Origin of the sequence: Enterobacter sp. BRE11 (genome assembly GCF_031844285.1) — a bacterium.
In the GTDB taxonomy this organism is placed as follows: domain Bacteria; phylum Pseudomonadota; class Gammaproteobacteria; order Enterobacterales; family Enterobacteriaceae; genus Pantoea.
In genome coordinates this window covers 48,385-68,856 of the sequence record NZ_JAUZUX010000005.1, presented here as the reverse complement: position 1 = coordinate 68,856, position 20,472 = coordinate 48,385, and the positions used below count along the sequence as shown (strand labels likewise).

Genomic DNA, 20,472 nt, shown 5'->3' with positions numbered 1-20,472 from the left:
TTGGCGCGCCGCTAAGCACTAACACCATGAATAATAAGCCAAACGGCTTTATGCGCGCAGCTGAATCGTCGGCCTGCCGCTTTCATGATGAGCAGAGACGCGCAGGTCCGCCCGATACCAGCGCGTCAGCGTCGCCTCGGTCATCACCGCCTGCGGCGAGCCCTGCGCCACCAGACTGCCCTGATGCAGCAGCAGAATGCGATCCGCCCAGAGCGCGGCCAGGTTGAGATCGTGCAGCACGGCGCAAACGCCGAAATCGCTCTGGCGCGACAGCTGGTGCAGCAGCCGCAGCGTCTTCTGCTGCCAGTAGAGATCGAGCGCCGAGGTCGGCTCGTCGAGAAACAGCCAGCCGCGCGGCGACCCGTCGCGCCAGAGCTGCGCCAGCACGCGCGCCAGCTGCACGCGCTGCTGTTCGCCGCCGGAAAGCTGCCGATAGTCGCGCCCGGCCAGCTCGCTGCAGCCGGTCAGCGCCATCACCTCCTCGACGATGGCCGCCGCGCCTGCGGCAGGCCAGGGCGCGCGGCCCATCGCCACCACGTCGGCGGCGGGCAGCGTGAAGGCGACCGGATTCTGCTGGCGCATCACCGCGCGCCGCTGCGCCAGCCGCGCGCGCGGCCAGGCCGCTAAAGCACGATCGCCCAGCCGACACTCGCCCTCATCGGGCGTCAGAAAGCCGGTCAGCATCCGCAGCAGCGTCGATTTGCCTGCGCCGTTCGGGCCAATCAGCGCCACCAGCTCGCCCGACGCCAGCGACAGATCCAGCGCGTCGATCAGCACCCGTCCGCCGCGTGCATAGCGCAGGCTGCGCGCCTCTAACTGATCCATTATTCCACTCCTCGCTGCTGGCGCAGGATCTGCCAGAGAAACCAGGGACCGCCCAGCAGGCTGGTCAACAGTCCTACCGGCATCTCGGCGGGCACCACCAGGATGCGCGCCAGCGTATCCGCCAGCAGCAGCAGGATCGCGCCCGCCAGCGCCGAACCGGGCAACATCCAGCGGTGATCGCTGCCAAGGCAGAAGCGCATTACGTGCGGCACGACCAGGCCCACGAAGCCGATAATGCCGCTGACCGAAACCGCCGCACCTACCAGCAGCGCGCTCAGCGTCAGCAGCTGCCGCTGGGTGCGCCTGACGTCGAGGCCCATATAGTGCGCATCCTCTTCGCCCAGCTGCAGCAGGTTAAGATGGCGCGCGCGTCGCTGCGTCAGCAGCAGCGCTGGCAGGATAAAGGCGGCGCAAACCGCCAGCATCGGCCACTGCGCCTGGCTCAGGCTGCCCATGCCCCACAGCGAAAGCTGACGCAGCTGCTGGTCGTTGCTGAGCCAGGAGAGCACGCCCACCGCCGCGCCGCACAGCGCGTTGATGGCGATGCCCACCAGCAGCAGCCGTGCCAGGCTGCCCTGCGCCCGCTGGCTAAGGCTGAAGATCAGCGCCATCACCGCCAGGCTGCCGAGAAAGGCCGCCAGGGTCGGCAGCCAGAGCGCCAGCAGCGGGGGCAGCGTCAGCGGCAGAAGAATGGCGATCGCCACCGCCAGCCCCGCGCCGCTGCTGATGCCGAGCAGGCCGGGATCGGCGAGCGGATTGCGAAACAGCCCCTGCATCACCGCCCCGGAGACCGCCAGCGCCATGCCGATCAGCACCGCCAGCAGCACGCGCGGCAGGCGGATATGCAGCCAGATCTGCCAGACCATATCGCTGAGCGGCGCCCGCCACAGCGCGCGCAGCGACAGCGGCATCGCGCCAAGATTCGCCGCCAGCGCCATCGCCGCCAGCATGCTCGCCAGCATCAGCGCCAGCCAGCGCGGCGCGGCACCATTACTCATGCCGCGCCGCTTCCGCCGCTTTGCGCAGCTTAACGATGGCGCCTGGCGTATCCAGGCCGAAACCGAGCAGCGCCATCTCATCGATCACCAGCAGGTTCTTATGCTGGCCAGCCGGGGTCAGCGCCAGGCCCGGCAGCTGCCACACCTTCTCTTCGTCGCCGAGGGTTTTCAGCCCATCATCGCCGATCACCACCAGATCTGGCGCGGCGGCGATGACGCCCTCCTGCGACAGCGGCTGATAGCGCGGCACCGCCGCCATGGCGTTGATCAGGCCCGCGCTGCGGATGGCGCCGTCGGCGGCGGTATCGCTGCCCGCCGCCAGCGACTTCATGCCGCTGTGCGACATAATAAACAGCACCTTCACCGGCAGCGGCCGCTTCGGCAGTGCCGCCAGCGTCCGGTTAACCTGCTGCGCCAGCGCCTGCGCCTCTTCGTCGCGGTGCAGCGCCTTGCCGATGGCGGCGATCTTTTTGGGGATCGCCGCCAGGCTGTTCTCGCCGCTTATCTCCACCACCTTAACGCCAGCCTGAGCGACCTGCTGCAGCGCCAGCGACGGTTTCGCCAGCTCGCTGCTCAGCACCAGCGTCGGCTTCAGCGCCAGAATGCCTTCGGCGTTGAGCTGACGCATATAGCCGATGTCCGGCAGCCGCTTCGCCAGCGCCGGATGCTGGCTGGTGCTGTCGCGCGCTACCAGCGCCTGCTGCGCGCCAAGCGCGTAGACGATCTGCGTGACGTCGCCGCCGATGGAGATCACCCGATCCGCCGCCAGCGACGGCAGCGCCAGCAGCAGCGTTAGGCCGGCGATTACCCCTTTCATACGGCTTCTCCCGCCGCGCTCAGCGAGGTCACCTGCTCGCGCCAGCACGCCTGCTCCGGCGTGCCTTCGCTGCGCTGGCCGTAGAGCTGGGCGATCTGCGTGCCGTCGGCCGCGAACAGTTCCAGGCTGGTGACGAAGCCGTCGCCGGTCGGTTTGCGCGTCACCCAGCTTTCGTGGATGCGATCCGCCATCAGGTGCAGCGTGAAGCGCGTATTGAACAGGTTGAGCCAGTTCTCCATCGGCGCCACTTTTTCCACCGCGCCGGTAAAGATCTGGGTGCAGCCGCGATTGCCGACGAAGATCATAATTTCGTTGCCGTCTCGCTGCGCCAGCGTCAGCAGCCGCGCCAGCGCGTCGTTATCCACCCGCCACGCCAGATCGCTGCCCGCCGCGCGAAACGCCTGAGGCCGCGAGACGTTATGACGCTTCAGCAGAGCGAAAAACTGATGCACGTCGGTCATGGCGCGCCATTCGCTGTGGATAGCGGCGGCGTCGATATGCTCGGCGAAGCGGGCGGTTTCCACAGGCTCTACATGCAGCGCGGCGGACGCGTCGTCGACAAAGCGCGCGATCAGCGCCTGCCAGGCCGCCATATCGGTGTGGTCGGTGGCGTAGATTTTCAGCACCGCGTCACCGTGACGATCGAAGATCTGAATGCTTTGCCGCTCGCCGCGCGCGCTCTGCTCGCGCAGAAAGAAAGCGCTGCGCCACTGGCTGAGGAAGATGCGCAGGTCGAGCGCGCGCGGGTTCAGCACCAGCCCGGCGTGATCGCCCAGCTTCAGGTTCTGATAAAGGCCAAGATGCTCATGCACCGCATATTCATTGCGGGTGATGCTTTTCGTTTCGCCCACCGCCTCCAGCGCCGACAGCAGCTCGCGAAACTGCGGCTTCAGCGGCTGCGCCTCCTGGTCGACGCGCGCTGCGCACAGCTCCGCTTCGCTGATGCCCATCAGCGCAGCCAGCTCGCGGGCGTATTTTTTCGGATGACGGCTTTTCAGCGTCTGGTAGTGCTGCCACAGTGAATTCATTGCGCCTTGCTCCTCTAAGAGATGCGCCCTGCGCCTGCGCAGGGCGTTCCAGTGATTAGAAATCGACGTTGACGCCCAGCTGGTACGTCCGGCCCGGCATCACCGCCAGCGTCACGTCGTTGCGATCCTGCGCCGTGTCGCTGGTCAGCTCGCGGCTGCTGGTGTAATCCCAGTATTTGCGGTCGGTCAGGTTATAGACGCCGCCGCTCAGCCGGACGTTTTTCGCCACCTGCCAGTAGGCCGTTGCATCCACCATGCCATAACCCGGCACGCGCATATACTCGCCGGCGGCGTCAGCGAGCGCCGCGCCGCTGTTGATGTAGCTTTCACGGCCGGTCTCGGTGGCGCGCTTGCCTTCCACGAAGGTCGCGGTCACGGCCGCGCCATAGCCGCGCTGCACGTCGTCCCACGCCAGTCCGACAATCGCCTTCAGCGGCGCGACGCTGTCAAGATCGACATATTTATCGCCTGAGTAGCTCGACTTCGATTTCCCTTCGTTATAGCCCAGCGCGAAGGTGGCGCTCAGCCCGTCGACCGGCTGGAACCAGCTGCCGAAGTTGATGCGGGTCGCCAGCTCAGCGCCGTAGATATAGGCCTTGTCGCGGTTCTCCGCCTGATAGGTGGTATAGATGTTGCCCGGCACGTTGACGAACTTATCGGGATTACCGGCGCGGGTGTAGCGCGTGTAGGCGATAAAGTTTTTATACTGGTTGTAGAACAGCGAGGCGTTTACCGTCACGCCTTCCACCGCGTGGCCTTTCAGGCCCCACTCGAAGTTGTTGCTGGTTTCCGTGTCGAGATCCGCATTACCGATCAGCGCGTACTGGGCGCGCCCGGCGTAACTGGATCCAAGGTTCCAGGAGCCATAAAGCTGGCTGGCGGTCGGGAACTGTACGCCGCGCTTGTACTGCAAATAAGTGATAAGCGCAGGGGTGAGATCGTACTGCAGGGTGAGCGATGGCAGCACTTCGGTGTCGCTGTTGCCGGATCCGTAGAGCGTTTCCAGCTGCGCGTCGGTCAGCACGCTGCTGCCAGCGGCGAGATCGGCGAGGTTGCGCGGTTTGGTGTTCTGATACATCACGCGCACGCCGGGAATAACCGCGACATTATGACCCTCGGCGTCGAAATTGATTTTATCCTGCAGGTAACCCGCGAGGGTGTAGCTGCGGCTGTCGGCCTGCGGCTGCATAATCACGCTGGTCTGGCTCGGCGCGGGCGACTGGCGGAACGGACGCTCGCTGTTTTCCGTGCGGGCGTTGACGCCGGCGCTTAGCTCATGGCGGCCGACGATTTTGCTGGCGCGCGTGTCGAAGCCCAGGCTGCGGGTGTTGTAATCCGAATAGACCCTTTGATACGCGCTGGCGCTGCCCGGCATAAACGTATTGTCGTGCGACTCGGTTTTTTGCCAGTAGAAGCGCGTGGTCAGCGTATCGAGCAAATCGTTATAGGGCGTCCACTCATCCGCCAGGCTGACGCCGAAGCGGCGCGTGTCGCTCTGCTGCTGCGAGGTGCCCCAGACGGTGTTGCCGGAGGTATCCCAGCCGTCGTAGTGGGTGTGATTGGTTTTGTGGTAGTAGTCGAAGGTGGCGCTCAGCTTGTGCTGGTCGTTCGGCTGCCAGATGCCGGAGGTCATAAAGGCGTCGGAGTGCCAGTTAGCCGGATAGGCCTGCTTCACGCCACTGTTGTTCTGCGTCTCCTGGCCGTCGCGGCGGCTGTAGACGAACAGGCCGCGCAGTTCGTCGTCACCCGCCGCGGCCGTGATGCCGTTGTGCCAGCTGCGGTCAGCGGAGTTGTAGTTGCTCTGATAGCCGAAGTACGTGTTTTTGCTGCCGCTCAGGTAGTCGTCGGCGCTTTTGTTGTGAAATGAGACGTTGCCGCCAATCGAGGCGTTGGGCTGATCGACCGCGGTCGCGCCCTTCTCAATCTCGATGCTGCCGAACATATAGGGATCGATGTAGTCGCCGCGACCGATACCAAAGGTATTGTTGCCAGCACGGCTGGCATAGGCGCGGCCGGTGGCGTCCGGCAACGGAATGCCGTCAACGTCAAGTCCGACGCGGTTGCTCTCCAGTCCGCGAATGTTGTAGCCGCTGTAGCCTGCGCGATCGAAGCCGCTTTTGCCCGAGGAGGAGCCGCCCGCCGAGCCGGTAGCGGCGATCAGCGGCTCGTAGCGCATGATGGAACCGAAGTCGTTCGCGCCGCGCTTTTGCAGATCGGCTGCGGTCAGGGTGGTTTTGTTGCCCGCTTTGGGTTTCGGCGCGGTGACGGTCATCACCGCATCGCTGCTGGCGGTGTCAATGAGAGGCGAATCGCTGGCGGCGTAGCCGCAGGCGGCGTGAACAGATGAGGCGAGCAGCGCAATTTTACACAGCCGCTGTTGGGTCAATCCCTGAAACATTAAAGACATAAGCGCAAATACCTTTTGATTGTTAGTATTTGCTCACTTACTTGCTGTCAGTAGCTAAATTCCGGCTTCGCACATAAAACCGTAAAGAAAAACGTCATTTTTATAGGAATAATTTCGCCAGAAATGTAATGTAAGTGGTAATCATTATCAACTAGCTCTAGAGTAAGATGTATCTTACACCGCACGAATTGCCAAGCTGCGCCGTGCGCTCTTCTCTTTTTTCGCTACGGAAACCCTATGACTGAGAAACCGTCCGTCACCATTCATTACTGCACGCAGTGTAACTGGCTACTGCGCTCCGCCTGGATGGCGCAGGAGCTACTGCAAACCTTCGCGGACGACCTGTCGGCGGTGACGCTCAAGCCGGGCACCGGCGGCATTTTTGTTATTACCCTTGATAACGAGACGCTCTGGGAGCGTAAGCGCGACGGCGGTTTTCCCGATGCGGCGGCGCTGAAGCAGCGCGTGCGCGATCTCTGCTTCCCGGAGCGTTCGCTGGGTCATGTAGACAAGAAGAAGCCCTGAGGCAGCGGCGTTAGCTGGCGGCGATTTTATCCGCCGCCGCATTCAGCGCCTCGACCACCTTTTCCAGCGTTTCCGCCGAGATGTCCTGCTGCGACAGGCGGCTATTGAGCGTGGTGCGGATGCGATGAATTGCCCGATCGACGTCAGGAAGGCTGCGGTTGTTCACCAGCACCGCCAGCGATGAGAGACGCTCGATAAGGTGCGCGATATGCGCCTGCTGTTCAGCCAGCCGCGCGCGCCCTGCCACATTCAGCGTATAGGCCTTGCGCGACGCCTGCGCATCCACCACGCGGATAGCATCCATCTCTTCCAGCAGCGTCAGGTTGGGGTAGATTATGCCTGGACTGGGGGAATATTCCCCTCTGGAAAGCTCTTCGATCGATTTGATCAGCTCATAGCCGTGCGCGTCGTTTTGCGCGAGGAAGTGCAGCATTAACAGGCGGATATCGCTGGCATCCAGCATCTTCTCACGACGTTTGCGACGGCCGCCGCATTCAGCGCGCGGCGCGGAATCCTGGTGACACGAGATAGCCAGATCCTGTTTCATTGCCTGCCTGAAGGGAGTTTTTTACGGGAGGATGATAGTAGTCCGCCGCCTGGCAAAATTCAACACGGGCGGCGGTGGCGGCCTATCTGGCGTGCCAGTAAGCGACAGCGCGCACGAAGGCGGCATCCAGGCCGCGACGCTCGACAAAGTAGTCGCCAAGCGCTTTCGCGAACGCGCCTTCGCCGGTCAGCCAGATAAAGTAATCCTCCTGCGGCAGCGTAATGGTATCCAGCTCGGCGATGAGCGCCTCAAGCTTGCCCGCCTGCGCGGCGCCGCTGCCGAGCCAGCGCACGTTCACGCCAGCGAGGTCCGGCAGGTAGTCGCGGCCGGTGGTCTCATCCACGCAGGCGAACAGATGCAGCTCCTGCGCCTCGGCAGCCGCCACGCGGCGCTTAAAGGCAGGCAGGCTGGTTTCGTCGCAGACATAGAGCTGAAACGCGTAGTCGGTCGGCACCACCAGCGAGCCGCGCGGACCGCCGATGATTAATCGATCGCCCACTTGCGCCTGCTGCGCCCAGCCGCTGGCGACGCCGCCTTCATGGATATAAAAATCGATGGTCAGCGATGATTCGCCGTCAAAGGCGAGCGGCGTGTAGTCGCGCGCTGGCGGACGAGCGCCGTCCGCCCAGACCACGCCTTCGTCGGTCATCTGCGGCAGCGGCAACTCCGCGCCGCTCTCCTGCGGGAAAAAGAGTTTGATATGGTCGTCAAAACCAGGTGAAGCGAAGCCCGCCAGATCGCTGCCGTGAAACTCCACGCGCCAGAATTCACCGGCGATGAGCGTTTTGCTGACAACGCTAATACGACGAAAACGTAGCTCGTTGCGCACGCGCTGCGGCGCGCGGCTGCGGGAGGCTCGGTTGTCGGAATGCATAAGTTCTCCTGTTACGCAGCTGGCCAGCGCCTTTGGCTGCAAAGGTCAGTAGGTGAGATATTTTAGAAATGATTCTCATTTAAGACACTCAGATTACTCATGATATATCTTACGCGCAAGGCTCGATTGTGCTGTTTTCGCGCAGCCGAAAGCCTGCGCGGGCAACGGCCTGCACAGCGGTAAAAGAAGGAGTAAAACAAAGGCGCGCGCCAGATGGGCGCGCGTGGCGATTAGACGTTGTCGTTTAACGCGTCGGAGCTGAACGGCTTTTGCGACTGCTGCGGCAGCGCATTGTCGCCCAGGATTTCGTGCTGGCTCGGCTGGGCATGCGGGTGCAGGCCAGCAGGCGGCGTAAAGGGTTCAGCCATCTGGGCGCTGGCGAAGAGCGGCAACGCAGCAAGCGCCGTAACAAGGAACAGCGTAGAGAGTTTCATGATTGTCGTCGTTTTAACTGTCTGGTTCGGAACGAACCTGAAAGGCAGATGAATATCCAGTCCGGCAGGCCAAATGCACGATATCCGCATGGCTCCCGGGTTAAGGCAGGAATTTTACGCCAGAAAGCGCATCTATTTTATAAAATCGTGCGGTTTATCACATTTCACCGCACGAAAAGCCGTTCTCAGCTGCGCGCGACCGGTATTGAGAAGAGCCCCACCAGCGCATCCGGCGTCGAGGCTTTCATGTCGAGCCGCAGCAGATCTTTGCCCTGACGGCGCGCGACGCCCAGCGCGGGCAAATGCACGTAGTAGAGGTCGGCGATAAAGCGCGTCAGTTGCTCAGGCGCGCCCTGCCAGGGAAAGGTGGCGTAGAGGCCGCGCGCTGAGGTCCAGTTGACTGTTTGCGATCCCAGAATGTCGGCGTGCTGGCTCTCCAGCGCCTGGAACAGGCTGATATGCTGCTGCTCCGCCGCCGAGCTGCCCGGGCCGTACTGAAAGCCGAGCCAGCCACGCTCGACGTGGGGCGCGGCCAGCTGCACGAAGTGGCGCGCCTGCTGCGCGACAGTTTGCGCATGGTCGCGCACGTAGTCGCCGAATTTGCACTCCCATTCGATCAGTTCGCCGCGCAGCTGCAGCTCATCGCGCTCCACCAGCTGCGCCTGTAGCATTTCGCCATATACCGAGATAGGCCCGTGAAAGCTTTGCAGCTGCAGGTCAGGCACGCGGCGGAAGGCGCCCGGCGTAAGCGAGAAGTGACTTTTGAAGACGCGGGTGAAGTTCTGCTGGTTATCAAAGCCAAAACGCACCGCGATGTCGATCAGCGGCATGCGGGTCAGGCGCAGCGCCATAGCGGATATGGTGAGACGACGCTTGCGCGTATAGGCCGCCAGCGTCTGGCCGGTCATCTCTTTGAACATGCGCTGCATGTGCCATTTGGAGTAGCCAGATTTCAGGGTAATCAGATCGATATTAAGATCGTCGGTCAGATTCGCCTCAATCCAGTCCACCAGATCGTTGATGTACTGTTTTTTAACGTTCAGGCTGAGCATTTCGGTGCGGATCGTAGAAAGTATTGCGAGATTAGTCACATAATCATAACAAAAACGACCTACGCATGTAAGGAAGGGTAAAGGGAGCGTAAGCAAAGCGCGGAGAAAAGGCATTTAATGCTTAGCCAGATAACGGAGGAGAACAGGCTGGTGAAGCTGGCCTTCTTATTTGGATGAAGGTGCGGTGCTGGTGCAGACGCGGATGGCATGGCCCGATCGCAAAGTCGCTTTACGCATCCCTGCTCGCTCGGCCCGCGACATCCCTGTCGCGGGACGCTTTGCTCTTCGGTCCATGCCATCCGCGTTTCAATATCTGTGCGGTTTTTACAAGGCTAAAACCCCGGATGCTCTTCGGCCCATGCCATCCGCATCCACGCCGACATTCACACCGGCATAAAAAAAGGCTGGCAGAGCCAGCCTTCATCATCAACCAGAAACCACTAGTGGCTGCGCATTCCTGCCGCTGTCATCATCATCCGGAACAGCATGGCCACGACGCCGAGCGCCAGCACGCTTGCTCCATAGATCACCACCAGCCACAGAATGCGTTTCCACAACGGGGCTTTGGGTTCCTTGTGGTTTTTCACGCTGCCGACCTCGGTTCGCATATCAATGGTATCCTTCGTCTGCTTTGATTTTCCCGCGGAACACGTAGTAGCTCCAGAAGGTGTAGCCCAGGATCATCGGGATAATTAACAAGCTGCCCACCAGCATAAAGGCCTGGCTAATCGCCGGCGACGCCGCCTGCCAGATAGTCACCGAAGGCGGAATAATATTCGGCCACACGCTGATGCCCAGGCCAGAGAAGCCGAGGAAGATCAGCGCCAGCGTCAGCAGGAACGGCGAATAGTGCGCCTCGCGCTTGATGGCGCGCACAATGCCCCACGAGCAGAGCAGCACCAGCGCCGGAACTGGCAGGAACCAGTAAAGATTTGGACGGGTAAACCAGCGCTGCGCGATGGCATCATGGCTGAACGGCGTCCAGAGACTGATAATGCCGACAACCACCAGCAGCGCAATCACCAGCGGCGTTGCCAGCGCGGACATCTTGCGATGCAGCTCGTTCTCGGTTTTCATAATCAGCCAGGTACAGCCCAGCAGCGCATAGGCGATAACCAGACCCACGCCGCAGAACAGCGGGAACGGCGCCAGCCAGTCCATCGCCGAGCCGCTGAAATGACGCCCCGACACCTGAATGCCGTCGAGCATTGCGCCGACCGCCACGCCCTGGCTAAAGGTCGCAAGCACAGAACCGGCAACGAACGACTTGTCCCAGAATGCGCGGTGCGTCTCGGTTGCCTTAAAGCGGAACTCGAAGGCAACGCCGCGGAAGATCAGGCCGATCAGCATCGCCGTCAGCGGAATAGAGAGCGCATCGGCAATCACCGAATAGGCCAGCGGAAAGGCGCCATACAGGCCCGCGCCGCCCAGCACCAGCCAGGTTTCGTTGCCGTCCCAGACCGGCGCGACGGTGTTCACCATCATGTCGCGCTCAACCGCGTCCTTATTGAAAGGAAACAGCAGGCCGATACCGAGATCGAAACCGTCCATGACGATATACATCAGGGTGGCGAAAACAATAATCGCAAACCAGATAATGGAAAAATCGATCATGTTATTTTTCCTCCTGCGGATCGTTCAGACTTTCATGGGCCGCAGAGAGCGGACGAGCCGGCGTCTTGCCGTGGCCTGGACCGCCGTGACGCACATCCTTACCTTCGCCGGTCAGCGGGCCTTTCTTAATCAGGCGCACCATATAGACATAACCTACGCCAAACACCGCAGAGTAGACCACGATAAAGGCCAGCAGGCTGATGCTCATATGCAGATCGCCATGACCGGAAACCGCGTCGATAGTGCGCTGCACGCCGTACACCACCCACGGCTGACGGCCGATTTCCGTGGTGAACCAGCCCGCCAGCAGCGCGATCAGGCCAGACGGCCCCATCAGCAAAGCAAACCACAGGAACGGACGCGACTGATAGAGACGGCCTTTATAGCGCAGCCACAGGCTGACCACGCCGAGCGTAATCATCAGCAGCCCCATCGCCACCATGACGCGGAAAGACCAGAAGATGATCAGCGAGTTAGGACGATCCTCTTTCGGGAAGGTCTTCAGCGCCGGCACCTGCTTATCCAGGCTGTGCGTCAGAATCAAACTGCCAAGATAAGGGATTTCCACCGCGTATTTGGTGCGCTCTTCATCCATATCCGGGATACCGAACAGGATTAGCGGCGTCGCTTCGCCCGGCGGGTTTTCCCAGTGGCCTTCAATCGCCGCGATCTTGGCTGGCTGATGCTCAAGGGTATTCAGGCCGTGCGCATCGCCGATCATCGCCTGAATCGGCGCGACGATCAGCGCCATCCACAGCGCCATCGAAAACATCTTGCGGATGGCCGGATTGTCGTTGCCGCGCAGCAGATGCCATGCGCCGGATGCGCCGACAAAGAAGGCGCTGGCGAGGAACGCCGCCACTGACATATGGAACAGGCGATAGGGGAACGAGGGGTTGAAGATGATTTTCAGCCAGTCCTCCGGCACCACGATGCCGTTCTGGATCAGGTAGCCCTGCGGCGTATGCATCCAGCTGTTGGAGGCGAGGATCCAGAAGGTGGAGATCAGGGTGCCGAGTGCCACCATACAGGTCGCGAAAAAGTGCAGACCCGGACCGACGCGGTTCCAGCCGAACAGCATCACGCCGAGGAAGCCCGCTTCAAGGAAGAAGGCGGTCAGGACTTCATAGGTGAGCAACGGACCGGTGATGCTGCCCGCGAACTGCGAGAAGCCACTCCAGTTGGTACCGAACTGATAGGCCATCACCAGGCCCGAGACCACGCCCATACCAAAGTTAACGGCAAAGACTTTGGACCAGAAGTGATAGAGATCGCGATAGGTTTCGTTACGGCTTTTCAGCCACATCCCTTCGAGCACGGCCAGAAAGCTGGCGAGACCGATGGTAATGGCGGGAAAAAGGATGTGAAAGGAGACAGTAAATGCGAACTGTATCCTGGCCAGGTGAAAGGCGTCTAATCCGAACATTGCTTACCTCGTTGCCACATATAACACCATATATTTACTTATAGTTAACAACCAAAGCACAGCGTTAATATTTACGCTGCGCTTAAGCCACTTGCTGACGCAAATTTATAAGAACTTGCGCCTGACAAACAGAAACAGTCTGGGATGCAAAAACTATAACAGCGTTTTTTGATTTTGGTCATTGTTTTTGTCCGAAATTACCTATTTTAATGCCCTACTTTAGGTTAATTGACAGGCGTCAATGTGACATCTTTGTTATTTATTGTTGCATGATTACGGCGGAGGGGAATCCAGGCGGCGTAGCGACGCTTTACTGACGCAACGCCCTGTTTGAGCATGTTATTTTATCTATACCCACAGCTGAAAAGCGGTCAATTTTGCGGTTCGTTGTGACGCTTAATGACAGTAAATTAAGCATTTAGGTGATTAAGAATTCTTTTTAAGGCGTTACGTTTAAAAAACCTGATTTATTGCCTCTGGCCATTATTGCCATTTCCGCCACGTTTAATTAAGTCGCCGCGCAAGCATGAAATAAAGTTGTTAATAACAATCAGAGGTTGCGCAGCGGGAATAAAGGCATCAGCGCCGTTTTTTATTCAGGACGAATATTGCCCGTACCTCTTTGCCTGCCGTCGCGCTGCCAGGCGGCAACGCCGTCAGGCTTTTTTCCGCTGCGCCAGAATCCGGTCCACGTTGAGCTCCAGCCAGTCCGCCAGGCCAACCACCTGCCCTTCCAGCTCGCGGCCGAGCGGCGTCAGGCGATATTCTACATGTGGCGGCACGACGTTATAGGCGATGCGCTCGACGAAGCCGTCCTCTTCCATATGGCGCAGCGTCTGCGCCAGCATGCGCTCGCTGACGCCGCCGACCGCGCGGCGCAGTTCGCTAAAGCGCAGCCTGTCATTACGCAGCGCGAGAAAAATCAGTACGCTCCAGCGGCTGGTAACGCGCTTAAGCACATCGCGCGACGGGCAGTTGACGTTAAGCAGTTCGCCGCGGCTAAATTTTTCACTTATTTTTTCAGACATTTAATCTTGTTTCTCTAAACTAACAAAGCTGTAAGTACTTACGAAAAGTTAGCTTATATCCTACTCTTGCGTTCGACAACGACAAACGCAAAGGAGAGAGAAAATGATTGCAGTGACAGGCGCAACTGGCCAGTTAGGCCGTCTGGTGATTGAAGCCCTGCTGAAAAAAGTGCCGGCAGAGCAGATCGTCGCCGCCGTGCGTTCGCCGGAAAAAGCCGCAGACCTGGCGGCGAAAGGCGTGACGGTGCGTAAGGCGGACTACAGCCAGCCGGATACCCTGATGTCCGCTTTTTCCGGCGTGGATAAGCTGCTGCTGATCTCTGGCAGCGAAGTAGGTCAGCGCGAAGCGCAGCATAAAGCGGTGATTAACGCGGCTAAATCAGCCAGCGTAAAATTTATCGCCTACACCAGCCTGCTGCACGCCGACAGCTCGCCGCTGGGCCTCGGCGACGAACATCGCGCCACCGAAGCGCTGCTGCAGGCCTCCGGCATTCCGTTCGCGCTGCTGCGCAACGGCTGGTACACCGAGAACTACGCGGCCAGCATCGCGCCGGCGCTGACGCATCACGCCTTTATCGGATCGGCTGGCGAAGGACGCATCGCCTCGGCGGCGCGCCAGGATTACGCCGAAGCGGCGGCAGAGGTGATCAGCCGCGACGATCAGGCGGGCAAAATCTATGAGCTGGCGGGCGACGACAGCTATACGCTGGCGGAATTCGCCGCAGAGATTGCGCGCCAGTCCGGCGAGCAGGTGGAATACGTTAACCTCTCTCCCGCCGAATTTGCCGCTGCGCTGAAAGGCGCTGGCCTGCCGGACGGCCTGGCGGAGATGCTGGCGGATTCCGACAAGGGCGCGTCGCAGGGCGGCCTGTTCGACGACTCACGCAGCCTGAGCAAGCTGATTGGCCGCGCCACCACGCCTTATCAGGAGGTCATTAAGGCGGCGCTGGCAAAATAAGGCGGAAACGGAAGCGCGCCGCGGATCAGACGCCTGAATCCGTCCGCGTCGCGCCTCTGACGCAGCACAGGGAGCGTAGGCTGCGTTAAAGGTCTCAGGATACATTGCATGGCGAATCGGCCCTGATGTTTCCCCTCTCCAACGTCGCCTGTGACGCTTTGGCGACGTGCGCTGACGGGAAAATCAGCGGCTGAAATCTCACACAATCAAGAGGGTGCTATGTCTCTGTTTTCTGAATTTCGTCTGAAAGAGGTGACGCTGCGCAACCGCATTGCGGTGCCGCCTATGTGCCAGTACAGCGCCGAGCAGGGCCTGGTCAACGACTGGCACCGCGTGCACTACGCGGCGCTGGCGCGCGGTGGCGCGAGCCTGGTGATTGTCGAAGCGACCGCCGTTTCGCCAGAAGGCCGCATCACTCCGGGCTGTCTGGGCTTATGGAATGACGCGCAGGCCGAAGGGCTGGCGCAGGTCGCCCAGGCGATCAAAGCGGCGGGGGCCGTGCCGGGCATTCAGATTGGTCATGCCGGTCGTAAAGCAAGTGCCAACAAACCCTGGGAAGGCGATGACCATATCGCAGCTGACGACGGACGCGGCTGGGAGACCCTCTCCCCTTCCGCCGTTGCCTTCGGCCATAACCTGCCGCAGGTGCCGCGCGCCATGACGCTCGACGATATTGCGCGCGTGCGCAACGACTTCGTGCAGGCGGCCATCCGCGCGCGCGACGCGGGCTATGAGTGGCTGGAGCTGCACTTCGCTCATGGCTATCTGGCGCAGAGTTTTTTCTCGGTGCACGCCAACCAGCGCACCGATGAGTACGGCGGCGACGCCGCGGGCCGCAGCCGCTTCCTGCGCGAAACCTTCGACGCGGTGCGTGCAGTCTGGCCGGAAAATCTGCCGCTTACCGCGCGCTTTGGCGTGCTGGAGTATGACGGCCGCGACGAAGAGACGCTGGCGGAAGCGATCGACCTGACGCGCTACTGGCGCGCCAACGGTCTGGACCTGCTGAGCGTTAGCGTCGGCTTTTCCACGCCGGACGCCACTATTCCGTGGGGCACGCCTGCTTTTCTGGCGCCGATTGCCGAGCGGATTCGCCGCGAGGCGGATATCGCCGTTGCCTCAGCATGGGGCATTGATGCGCCGCAGATCGCCAACGCTACCGTCGAGAAAGGCCAGCTTGATCTGGTGATGGTCGGCCGCGCGCACCTGAAGAATCCGCACTGGCCTTATCAGGCGGCGCTGGCGCTCGACAAGCCGCAGCCATCATGGGTACTGCCTGCACCCTATGCACACTGGCTGGAACGCTACCGCGTCAGCGAGTAAAACAGCATCACTCTTAAAGCGCGACAAGCCACGCCGCATCCCTGTATGCGGCTGGCAGAAGAGCACCATCGCTAACTGTGCAAAAATGCCACAAATTGCTCAATCCACAGCGCAGCGGCAACGTCGGTTTTTGTCAATTTTTGCCGCTTTTTTTCAACTCTGCGCGATTTATTTCCGTTCCTGAAAGATTACTCCTAAATAGATGTTTTAAGCGCAGCGCGTTATTTGCTTGATAACCAGAGCAATTCCGCTAAATACCCCATTGATAGACAATTTTTATTACGTTCATAGATATTCTGCATTGTTGTTTGGGGCCGCCATAAGTCTATAATTTTTCTTTTATGCAACCCTCAGACTCAAGGAGGCCGCTATTAATACTTATCGCCAGCAACTCAACGCATTCGATGAGGTTCGCAAAGGGGCGGAAGTTGAGTATCAATACGATCCCCACGAGCTCAAGCTTAATCGTATGCAGGATTCCGAGCCGGAACCGGAGCTGATTGAAGGCTTACCGGCGCCTGACGCGCTCACGCCTGCCGATCGCTACATGGAGCTGTTCGAGCATGTGCAGATGTCGCGCATCTTCGAAGACAGCAAAACCTTTCCGGACTGCTCGCCTAAATACGATCCGCTGGATGTGTTAATGCGCTATCGTCGTCAGAAACGCAGCCGTGATTTCGATCTGGCGCGTTTTGTGGCGGACCATTTTTATTTGCCGGCGATAAACGAAAGTTTTTATGTTTCGAATCCAGATAAAACCCTGAACGAGCATATCGATGCGCTATGGCCGGTGTTAACCAAAATGCCGCAGCAGCATTTGCCGCACTCGTCGCTGCTGCCGCTGCCAAAACCTTACGTGGTGCCAGGCGGCCGCTTTGGCGAGACCTACTACTGGGACTCCTACTTCACCATGCTCGGCCTGGCGGAGAGCGGACGCGACGATTTGCTGCGCCATATGGCGGACAATTTCGCATGGCTGATCGATAACTACGGCCATATTCCCAACGGCAACCGCACCTACTACCTGAGCCGCTCACAGCCGCCGGTCTTCGCGCTGATGGTCGAGCTGTTTGAAGAAGATGGCGTGCGCGGCGCGAAGCGTTATCTCGACCAACTGATGAAAGAGTATCAGTTCTGGATGGATGGGGCCGGCTCGCTGATGCCGCGTCAGGCTTATCGCCACGTGGTGCGTATGGCTGACGGCTCGCTGCTGAACCGCTACTGGGACGACCGCGATACGCCGCGTGATGAGTCCTGGATCGAAGATGTCGAGACGGCGCGCCACTCCAGCCGACCGGCGAATGAAGTCTATCGCGATCTGCGCGCGGGCGCGGCATCCGGCTGGGACTACTCCTCCCGCTGGCTGCGCGATCCTAAACGTCTGGCCAGCATTCGCACCACGCAGTTCATCCCGATCGATCTGAACGCGTTTCTCTACAAGCTGGAGCTGATGATCGCCACGCTTTCCCACGCGAAAGGCGAAGAGCTAACCGCGCTGGCATGGCAGAAGAAAGCGGAAACGCGCAAACGCGCAATCAACCGCTACCTGTGGGACAGCACGGCAGGTGTCTACCGCGACTACGACTGGCGCCGCGAGCGCTTCGGCGCCTTTACTGCTGCCGCTGTGGTGCCGCTGTTTGTTGGCCTGGCAACGCCGAAACAGGCGCACCTGCAGGCTATCGCGCTGCGTCAGCTGCTGCTGACCAGTGGCGGACTGGTCGCTTCAATGGTCGAAAGCGGCGAGCAGTGGGACAAACCCAACGGCTGGGCACCGCTGCAGTGGATGGCAGTTATCGGGCTCAACCAGTATGGCGAAGAGATGCTGGCGACAGAGATTGCCGTCAACTGGCTTACCACGGTGAACAACTTCTATCAGCTGCACCATAAGCTGGTAGAGAAATATGACATCAGCGGCGATCGCGCCCGTCCCGGCGGCGGCGGCGAATATCCGCTGCAGGACGGCTTTGGCTGGACCAACGGCGTCACGCGTCGTCTGATGACGATGTATGGCCATCTGATGGCCGATTAGCGTATTTCCGCGCTGGCGCAAAGCTTATGCGAAAAAGGCGTTTAGCGCGTCCCTGACGCGCTTTTATCATCAGTCTGATGATCCCTCTCTCACAGGAACGCCCATGAAACCTTTTCGTCCCTTACTGGGCGGTGCGCTGTTGCTCACCGCCCTTTTCTCATTCTCTACGCACGCAGATGAAACCCTTCGTATCGGGTATCAGAAATCCTCTACCCTGCTGACGCTGATCAAGCAGCGCGGCGATCTCGACAAAGCCCTGGCGGCGCAGGGTATAAAAGTAAGCTGGCATGAATTCTCCAGCGGACTGCCGCTGCTGGAGGCGCTCAATCTCAACAACGTCGATCTTTCCGCCGACGTTGCCGACACCGTGCCGCTGTTCGCCCAGGCGGCGGGCGCGAAGCTCACCTACTATGCGCGTGAAACAGCATCGCCGGCAGCGCAGGCGATTCTGGTGCCTGCCGATTCGCCAATAAACAGGCTACAGGATTTAAAGGGAAAAAAGATCGCCGTGACCAAAGCGGCGGGCAGCCACTACCTGCTGATTGCCGCCCTTAAGAAAGCAGGGCTGAGCGTCAGCGAGGTTTCGCCCGCCTGGCTGACGCCCGCTGACGGACGCGCGGCGCTGGAGAACGGCAGCGTTGCTGCCTGGGTTACCTGGGAGCCCTACGTCACCAGCGCTCAGGTAGAACAGCACGCACGCGTGCTCGCCAGCGGCAACGGGCTGGCGAACTATCAGCGCTACTATCTTGCGTCAACGCCCTACGCCAGCGCACATCCGCAGGTACTGAACAGCGTTTATCAGGCGCTTAAACAGGAAGCCGCCTGGCTGAAAGCGAATCCTGCCCAGGCGGCGGCACAGCTTTCGCCGCTGTGGGGCAAACTGCCTGCTGCGACGATTGAGAAGGCAAATGCCCAGCGCAGCTACCAGGTTGAGCCGGTGAAAAAAAGCGATCTGGCGGAGCAGCAGATCATCGCCGATGCCTTCTACAATGCGAAGCTGCTGCCAACGCGCATTGATGCGCAGGCGCCAGACGTCTGGCAGCCCGCAGCGCCCTGATCTTTTCGCTGGCTCAGTCGAGCCAGCACCCTTAGCCTGCCATCCATAACAGATAGTAAGTACATACTTTCGATAAAAAGCTTGATATATCTGGATTGAGACGCAAATTTTATTTAGTTTACTTTCTTGCTTCTTATCCAGATCGCTTTTCGCGCTACACCAGCGATATTTAAAATATGGCGGTTAACGCCATTACCCTACTCTCAGTCACTGACATCGAGCTGATGTTAATGGGCCTCTCTTTCAGGCAAAACCTAATCAAACAGTCTGCGACCTCGCGCTGTACAGGCTGGCCGTTATCCGCTGCGGCTGAATCTTTTTTTCTGCGTGAAGGCGAGAGTTTCCATAAGAGCCGCGGCCTTCATTTTATCGCGATAAAATGCGTCGGTTTCCTCGCCACAATTTTATAAAAAATGAAAGCGCTATTAAGCAAAAGTGGCATACAGAATACATTTTTCTATCTACAGCAAGGAGTTAGCTAAATTTACTTTCTCTCCTGCTGCAGCAGTTAAACGTCACTCTCTCACGCATAATTGTACAAGCTGCAGGAGCTTGTATAAATTAAAGCGGTTTTTGAATAAACGTTATCAGTCGCGCAGCGCCATGTCAGTGTGAAAGTTAACTTTACTGCTGCGCCAGCTTGACAAAAAAATAATAAAAAACCGGACAGGGAAAAGACCGAGTCCGGTTTAATTATGGCGATCCTGATTCTCAAAGAAAGGCAGGAATATGCTCTTGTCAAATGTGTTTCGCAAGGAGAACTAAAAGAGAAAAAAGATGAGTCACCCGCGGTCAGATGCTGACAGCTATCACATCTAACTTACTGATATTTCAGCTACGACGGCTAATCTTACCTCCTTTCCGACCGGCTTCGATTGCGCGCTCAGGGTTATTTTTGAAATTGCCGCCGCTCTTCTGACCGCCTTTTCTACCTGCTTCTGCTGCACGCTCACGATCTACCGCAAAGTTCCCGGCTCCACCACGATATTGAGACATACTGTGTTCCTCTTAAGGATTAATAATAAAAATATCACAGCCTACGCTTCATCAGCGTCGATGGCGCAGGGTTAAATGTAGCTTTTAAAAATAATGGATCAAGTACTGCTTGCCAGCGAATAACAAAAAGTTGTCGGCAACAACAAACAAATCAACGTGCCAACTGTTTCTTGATGAAATCGTGTTTCCCCGTTATTAGCGTGAAAAAATTCTCGTTTCCTTTCGGTTATTCAGCTTTATAAAGGCGAAAAGCAGCGCTATTTAACTTTCGCTCTGGAGAAATGGCATTAGTTAAGCGAAGCGTGAAACAGAGGAGCTGAGCTTATTTAAGCGAGACGGTTGATCATAAAATGATCATTTTTCGTATAAAAATAAGATAATTCCTCACTCAACAGGTGAGGCGTAAAAGGGAATAAAGCGAAGCGGTATAAAAAGCCGTAGCCTCTGTTAGAGAATTAAAAACGATCAATAAACAACCTGACCTTTAGCTTATTGAAGTTGCGGTTTCCTGAACTTTATTTAGCGCACGCGCGTTAA

General features: G+C 58.9%; 19 protein-coding genes. 5 read left to right on the top strand and 14 right to left on the bottom strand.

Annotated features, from left to right (window positions below):
* Positions 1-48: 48 nt before the first annotated feature.
* Genes Q9R34_RS06860 through Q9R34_RS06840 form a run of 5 tightly spaced genes read right to left on the bottom strand, consistent with a single transcriptional unit; the run spans position 49 to position 6,075 of the window.
* Positions 49-828, bottom strand: a complete 780-nt coding sequence (locus Q9R34_RS06860; RefSeq protein ID WP_485892997.1) for a heme ABC transporter ATP-binding protein — start codon at positions 826-828, stop codon at positions 49-51.
* Positions 825-1,823, bottom strand: coding sequence for a FecCD family ABC transporter permease (locus Q9R34_RS06855; protein WP_485892910.1), 999 nt, complete (start codon positions 1,821-1,823; stop codon positions 825-827). The genes Q9R34_RS06860 and Q9R34_RS06855 overlap by 4 nt, the downstream gene beginning before the upstream one ends.
* Entirely contained in the window at positions 1,816-2,640 is an 825-nt protein-coding gene (locus Q9R34_RS06850; RefSeq protein WP_485892909.1) for a heme/hemin ABC transporter substrate-binding protein, read from the bottom strand. Before Q9R34_RS06850 ends, Q9R34_RS06855 begins: the two co-directional genes overlap by 8 nt.
* Positions 2,637-3,668, bottom strand: a complete 1,032-nt coding sequence (locus Q9R34_RS06845) for a hemin-degrading factor (RefSeq protein ID WP_485892908.1) — start codon at positions 3,666-3,668, stop codon at positions 2,637-2,639. Before Q9R34_RS06845 ends, Q9R34_RS06850 begins: the two co-directional genes overlap by 4 nt.
* Positions 3,669-3,723: 55 nt before the next feature.
* Positions 3,724-6,075, bottom strand: a complete 2,352-nt coding sequence (locus Q9R34_RS06840) for a TonB-dependent receptor domain-containing protein (protein WP_485892907.1) — start codon at positions 6,073-6,075, stop codon at positions 3,724-3,726.
* Between the two features lie 237 nt (positions 6,076-6,312).
* Between Q9R34_RS06840 and Q9R34_RS06835 the strand changes: the two genes are divergently transcribed.
* The gene (locus Q9R34_RS06835) at positions 6,313-6,600 is read left to right on the top strand and encodes an Rdx family protein (protein WP_033752326.1); all 288 of its coding nucleotides are present in this window, start codon (positions 6,313-6,315) and stop codon (positions 6,598-6,600) included.
* Between the two features lie 10 nt (positions 6,601-6,610).
* Here Q9R34_RS06835 and Q9R34_RS06830 read toward each other — a convergent pair whose 3' ends face one another.
* From Q9R34_RS06830 to Q9R34_RS06795, 8 genes are all read right to left on the bottom strand, one after another.
* Positions 6,611-7,147 carry a PadR family transcriptional regulator gene (locus Q9R34_RS06830; RefSeq protein ID WP_434125286.1) on the bottom strand — a complete coding sequence of 179 codons (537 nt, stop codon included), beginning with the start codon at positions 7,145-7,147 and terminating at the stop codon, positions 6,611-6,613.
* Between the two features lie 82 nt (positions 7,148-7,229).
* Positions 7,230-8,021: a siderophore-interacting protein gene (locus Q9R34_RS06825; protein WP_485892906.1), complete on the bottom strand. Its 792-nt coding sequence runs from the start codon at positions 8,019-8,021 to the stop codon at positions 7,230-7,232.
* Positions 8,022-8,251: 230 nt separating this feature from the next.
* Positions 8,252-8,455: a hypothetical protein gene (locus Q9R34_RS06820; protein WP_485892905.1), complete on the bottom strand. Its 204-nt coding sequence runs from the start codon at positions 8,453-8,455 to the stop codon at positions 8,252-8,254.
* Between the two features lie 185 nt (positions 8,456-8,640).
* Positions 8,641-9,507, bottom strand: coding sequence for a helix-turn-helix domain-containing protein (locus tag Q9R34_RS06815; protein ID WP_485892996.1), 867 nt, complete (start codon positions 9,505-9,507; stop codon positions 8,641-8,643).
* 440 nt (positions 9,508-9,947) lie between these two features.
* On the bottom strand, positions 9,948-10,115 hold the full coding sequence (locus Q9R34_RS06810) for a DUF2474 domain-containing protein (RefSeq protein ID WP_434125282.1): 168 nt from the start codon (positions 10,113-10,115) through the stop codon (positions 9,948-9,950).
* A 1-nt stretch (position 10,116) separates the two neighbouring features.
* Positions 10,117-11,121, bottom strand: a complete 1,005-nt coding sequence (cydB, locus tag Q9R34_RS06805; RefSeq protein ID WP_434125281.1) for a cytochrome d ubiquinol oxidase subunit II — start codon at positions 11,119-11,121, stop codon at positions 10,117-10,119.
* 1 nt (position 11,122) lies between these two features.
* The gene (locus tag Q9R34_RS06800; RefSeq protein WP_434125280.1) at positions 11,123-12,547 is read right to left on the bottom strand and encodes a cytochrome ubiquinol oxidase subunit I; all 1,425 of its coding nucleotides are present in this window, start codon (positions 12,545-12,547) and stop codon (positions 11,123-11,125) included.
* Positions 12,548-13,203: 656 nt separating this feature from the next.
* Positions 13,204-13,575, bottom strand: coding sequence for a winged helix-turn-helix transcriptional regulator (locus Q9R34_RS06795; RefSeq protein WP_434125278.1), 372 nt, complete (start codon positions 13,573-13,575; stop codon positions 13,204-13,206).
* A gap of 103 nt (positions 13,576-13,678) precedes the next feature.
* On the opposite strand from Q9R34_RS06795, the gene Q9R34_RS06790 reads away from it, so the two are divergent.
* The 4 genes from Q9R34_RS06790 (at position 13,679) to Q9R34_RS06775 (ending at position 18,939) form a co-directional block, all read left to right on the top strand.
* Complete coding sequence (locus Q9R34_RS06790; RefSeq protein WP_434125277.1) at positions 13,679-14,533, top strand: SDR family oxidoreductase; 855 nt, start codon at positions 13,679-13,681, stop codon at positions 14,531-14,533.
* A 219-nt stretch (positions 14,534-14,752) separates the two neighbouring features.
* Positions 14,753-15,853 carry an NADH:flavin oxidoreductase/NADH oxidase gene (locus Q9R34_RS06785; protein WP_485892904.1) on the top strand — a complete coding sequence of 367 codons (1,101 nt, stop codon included), beginning with the start codon at positions 14,753-14,755 and terminating at the stop codon, positions 15,851-15,853.
* 370 nt (positions 15,854-16,223) lie between these two features.
* The gene (locus Q9R34_RS06780; RefSeq protein ID WP_485892995.1) at positions 16,224-17,882 is read left to right on the top strand and encodes an alpha,alpha-trehalase; all 1,659 of its coding nucleotides are present in this window, start codon (positions 16,224-16,226) and stop codon (positions 17,880-17,882) included.
* 103 nt (positions 17,883-17,985) lie between these two features.
* Positions 17,986-18,939, top strand: a complete 954-nt coding sequence (locus Q9R34_RS06775; protein ID WP_485892903.1) for an aliphatic sulfonate ABC transporter substrate-binding protein — start codon at positions 17,986-17,988, stop codon at positions 18,937-18,939.
* Between the two features lie 831 nt (positions 18,940-19,770).
* On the opposite strand, the gene Q9R34_RS06770 is transcribed toward Q9R34_RS06775, so the two are convergent.
* Positions 19,771-19,935 carry a con-10 family general stress protein gene (locus Q9R34_RS06770; RefSeq protein WP_071997459.1) on the bottom strand — a complete coding sequence of 55 codons (165 nt, stop codon included), beginning with the start codon at positions 19,933-19,935 and terminating at the stop codon, positions 19,771-19,773.
* Positions 19,936-20,472: the final 537 nt, after the last annotated feature.

Bases quoted from the DNA above. Each gene is read 5' to 3' on its own strand.
- Q9R34_RS06855 (WP_485892910.1), bottom strand. From the start codon at position 1,823: ATGAGTAATGGTGCCGCGCCGCGCTGGCTGGCGCTGATGCTGGCGAGC.
- Q9R34_RS06850 (WP_485892909.1), bottom strand. From the start codon at position 2,640: ATGAAAGGGGTAATCGCCGGCCTAACGCTGCTGCTGGCGCTGCCGTCG.
- Q9R34_RS06845 (WP_485892908.1), bottom strand. From the start codon at position 3,668: ATGAATTCACTGTGGCAGCACTACCAGACGCTGAAAAGCCGTCATCCG.
- Q9R34_RS06840 (WP_485892907.1), bottom strand. From the start codon at position 6,075: ATGTCTTTAATGTTTCAGGGATTGACCCAACAGCGGCTGTGTAAAATT.
- Q9R34_RS06835 (WP_033752326.1), top strand. From the start codon at position 6,313: ATGACTGAGAAACCGTCCGTCACCATTCATTACTGCACGCAGTGTAAC.
- Q9R34_RS06830 (WP_434125286.1), bottom strand. From the start codon at position 7,147: ATGAAACAGGATCTGGCTATCTCGTGTCACCAGGATTCCGCGCCGCGC.
- Q9R34_RS06825 (WP_485892906.1), bottom strand. From the start codon at position 8,021: ATGCATTCCGACAACCGAGCCTCCCGCAGCCGCGCGCCGCAGCGCGTG.
- Q9R34_RS06820 (WP_485892905.1), bottom strand. From the start codon at position 8,455: ATGAAACTCTCTACGCTGTTCCTTGTTACGGCGCTTGCTGCGTTGCCG.
- Q9R34_RS06815 (WP_485892996.1), bottom strand. From the start codon at position 9,507: ATGCTCAGCCTGAACGTTAAAAAACAGTACATCAACGATCTGGTGGAC.
- Q9R34_RS06810 (WP_434125282.1), bottom strand. From the start codon at position 10,115: ATGCGAACCGAGGTCGGCAGCGTGAAAAACCACAAGGAACCCAAAGCC.
- cydB (WP_434125281.1), bottom strand. From the start codon at position 11,121: ATGATCGATTTTTCCATTATCTGGTTTGCGATTATTGTTTTCGCCACC.
- Q9R34_RS06800 (WP_434125280.1), bottom strand. From the start codon at position 12,547: ATGTTCGGATTAGACGCCTTTCACCTGGCCAGGATACAGTTCGCATTT.
- Q9R34_RS06795 (WP_434125278.1), bottom strand. From the start codon at position 13,575: ATGTCTGAAAAAATAAGTGAAAAATTTAGCCGCGGCGAACTGCTTAAC.
- Q9R34_RS06790 (WP_434125277.1), top strand. From the start codon at position 13,679: ATGATTGCAGTGACAGGCGCAACTGGCCAGTTAGGCCGTCTGGTGATT.
- Q9R34_RS06785 (WP_485892904.1), top strand. From the start codon at position 14,753: ATGTCTCTGTTTTCTGAATTTCGTCTGAAAGAGGTGACGCTGCGCAAC.
- Q9R34_RS06775 (WP_485892903.1), top strand. From the start codon at position 17,986: ATGAAACCTTTTCGTCCCTTACTGGGCGGTGCGCTGTTGCTCACCGCC.
- Q9R34_RS06770 (WP_071997459.1), bottom strand. From the start codon at position 19,935: ATGTCTCAATATCGTGGTGGAGCCGGGAACTTTGCGGTAGATCGTGAG.